Source organism: Borrelia persica No12, from assembly GCF_000500045.1.
Taxonomy (GTDB): domain Bacteria; phylum Spirochaetota; class Spirochaetia; order Borreliales; family Borreliaceae; genus Borrelia; species Borrelia persica.
The window spans coordinates 1-2846 of the sequence record NZ_AYOT01000106.1 but is presented as its reverse complement, the minus strand read 5'-3'; the positions used below and the strand labels follow the sequence as shown (position 1 = coordinate 2846).

The window sequence follows — 2846 nt, the reverse complement described above, 5'->3', positions numbered from 1 at the left end:
AATAGAAGAAAAAGGATATTTAAAAATCAGAGAGAGTGAGAAAATCGTAACTTGAGGGTAATTAATGGAGAGTGTATTAGAACGCCTAAAGACAAAAAAGTCAGACATTAAGCAAAGAGAAAAAAAAAGCAAACCAATGTTTGCTAAAATAGAAGTTGTTGACAATAGAAAAATATATCACACGAAGATAATTAATGATTTGTATGCATTTGGAGTACATAGGAGACAAAGCAATAAGTTTTTTATTGCTTTTAGAGGATTATTTAATCTAGAAAAGATAAACACATTTAATTTGTTTTCCTTAAAGGAAGATGATAAATTTTTAGGAATATTTTATGGATATCGAAAACCAATACAAAATATTGTAACGAAATATGAAGAAAATGGTATTATAAAAGCATATACCTTTTCAAAGGTTTGCTATATAGAATTCAGATTTAAAAAAGGAAGTGTTTTCTGTTACATTAAAGGAATTTCTCGTTTGCTGAAAAAAGAAAAGACAGAAACACAATATAGCAAATTTTTATGTGAAATGTTAACAAATTTAGAAAGTCAAGTATATGAATTTTATGGCAAAAAACCCTCAAAAAGGAGAATCATAACAGAATGGATAGAAAAAAACCAAAAATAATTACTATAGCATCAATTAAAGGAGGTGTTGGTAAAAGTACAAGCGCAATTATACTTGCGACATTGTTGGCTCAAAAATATAAGGTGCTCTTAATAGATATGGACACGCAAGCATCAATTACTAGCTATTTTTATGAGATTTTTGAAAAAAAAAATTTCAATATAGTTGCTAGAAACATATATAAGGTTCTCAAAGGTACTATGAACATTAATAAATCTATTATTTCAATATATGAAAACTTAGATTTAATTCCTAGTTATTTAAGTCTTCATTTATTTAATAAAGAAGTGATTAATTTTAAAGAATTAAAATTGAATGAAGCATTATCTTTTTTAAAGATAAAACATGACTATCTAATAATAGATACGAATCCTAGTTTGGATTATACTTTAACGAATGCTCTTGTTGTTAGCAATTATATAATAGTACCAATGACAGCAGAAAAATGGGCTGTTGAAAGTTTGCAAATATTAGAGTTTTATATAAAGGATTTAAAGTTAAAAATACCGACTTTTATTTTTATTACTAAATTTAAGAAGAATAAATCTCATAAATATTTACTGGATAATTTACAGTTAAAAGATAATTTTTTAGGTTGTATATCTGAAAGGGAGGATTTAAATAAAACGATAGCAGAAAATAGTATTTTTAATTTAAACAGAGATTACATATATGAATATCAATCTGTTTTAGATTGCCTTTTGGAAAAAGCTAATGAAAAATGAAATTTAACAAAGTATAAATCTATATCACCAAAGGAGTAAACCATATATAGTTCAGAATCTGAACTATATAAAAAATATGACTATGAATATCAAGATAAATAATAGAGTTTTGGGAAACAACGAACAGGAAAATGTGATGAATTATTATAATTCTTTAAAAGATAAATTAAAAGAAAATTTTAAAAGAGAAATTCATTACAAAATAGAGAGCATGAGAATTCTAAAGGAAATAAAAGATAATGAATATTATAAATTAGATGGACATAATAGTTTTGAGAGTTTCGTTAAAGAATATAAAGTAGCTAAGACTCAAGCATATGCATATTTAAAACTAGCCAGCGCATTGCAAGAGGGTATTCTTAAAGAGGAATATATTATAGAGCATGGTATCCATAATGCATTAATTTTAATAGTTAAAGAAGGAAGTAGAACTGTAAAGAAATCAAAACGGAATCCAATCAAGCCATTGAGGTTTCAGCTTAAAAATAAAGAAAGTTATGATTTTTATAAAAAAAATGCAAAATTTACTAGTTTCTTAATGGATGAGTTATATAAGGATAAAAAAGATTTATTGGAAGAATTTATGAAAAAATTTAAAAATTTAAAATTTAACTAATATAGATGGGCTATCGAATTGTTTAAAATAGTAGTTGATTTTACTTGAAATTTATTGTATGCTAAATTCCGTTAGGTGACTAATCATTTTAGGATCGCCTTATTATTTGTTCAATTTATACAGACTTTAGGTCTTTGTTAGTAATTCTTTTCAAAGAATTACTAACAAAGACCTATTTTTTATGATAATTAATCTTTTTTCACTAAAAAATTTGACAAAAAAATATATTTTTTATATACTTGTCTTATATTATTAAACAAATAGTAGGGAGATAATAATGAAAAATATAAATAACATATCAAAAACAAATATGCAAGAAATTATTAACAAATATATTAGTGAAATTACGTCAGAAGATATTTTAAAATTATGGAATTCATACAAATGTATGTATGGATTAGATAAAATAGATTTACAATCAGAACGTGATATTTTAACTTTGCTTAAAATAAATAATCTTAATCCATTTAAAAAAGAAGCATACATAATACCATTTAATGGGAGACCAACAGTTGTAGTAGCATATCAAACTTTGCTTAAAAGAGTATATGAGTATGGATACGATAGTAGAGATTTTTCATTTAAAGAAGAAAAGCTAAAGACTTATAGAGTTGATGCTAAAGGTAATATAATAGAAAAAGAAGACTTACAGTGTACTGCATATATGAGTACTAGCGAAGGAAAATGTTATAGCTTTTCAGTTCTTTTAGGAGAGTGTAGTAGAAATACAGCAGTATGGAGAGAGAAGCCAGTGTTTATGCTAAGAAAATGTGCAATAAGTGGACTTTGTAGAACATTGCCAGGAACTGATTTATCTGCTATGCCATATACTAGAGAAGAATTAGAAGGTATAAGTACTGTATATGAAGAACAA

The 2846-nt window shown here is 25.3% G+C and carries 4 protein-coding genes; all 4 read left to right on the top strand.

All coding sequences use genetic code 11. The features are described 5' to 3' along the window. Positions 1 to 64 precede the first annotated feature (64 nt). The gene (locus U881_RS0102250) at positions 65 to 631 is read left to right on the top strand and encodes a DUF226 domain-containing protein (protein WP_024653099.1); all 567 of its coding nucleotides are present in this window, start codon (positions 65 to 67) and stop codon (positions 629 to 631) included. After that, entirely contained in the window at positions 607 to 1356 is a 750-nt protein-coding gene (locus tag U881_RS0102245) for a ParA family protein (protein ID WP_024653098.1), read from the top strand. The genes U881_RS0102250 and U881_RS0102245 overlap by 25 nt, the downstream gene beginning before the upstream one ends. An 82-nt stretch (positions 1357 to 1438) precedes the next feature. Further along, positions 1439 to 1972 carry a chromosome replication/partitioning protein gene (locus U881_RS0102240; RefSeq protein WP_024653097.1) on the top strand — a complete coding sequence of 178 codons (534 nt, stop codon included), beginning with the start codon at positions 1439 to 1441 and terminating at the stop codon, positions 1970 to 1972. A gap of 277 nt (positions 1973 to 2249) precedes the next feature. After that, the coding region (locus tag U881_RS0102235) for a recombinase RecT (protein WP_024653026.1) at positions 2250 to 2846 on the top strand (597 nt) is incomplete at its 3' end.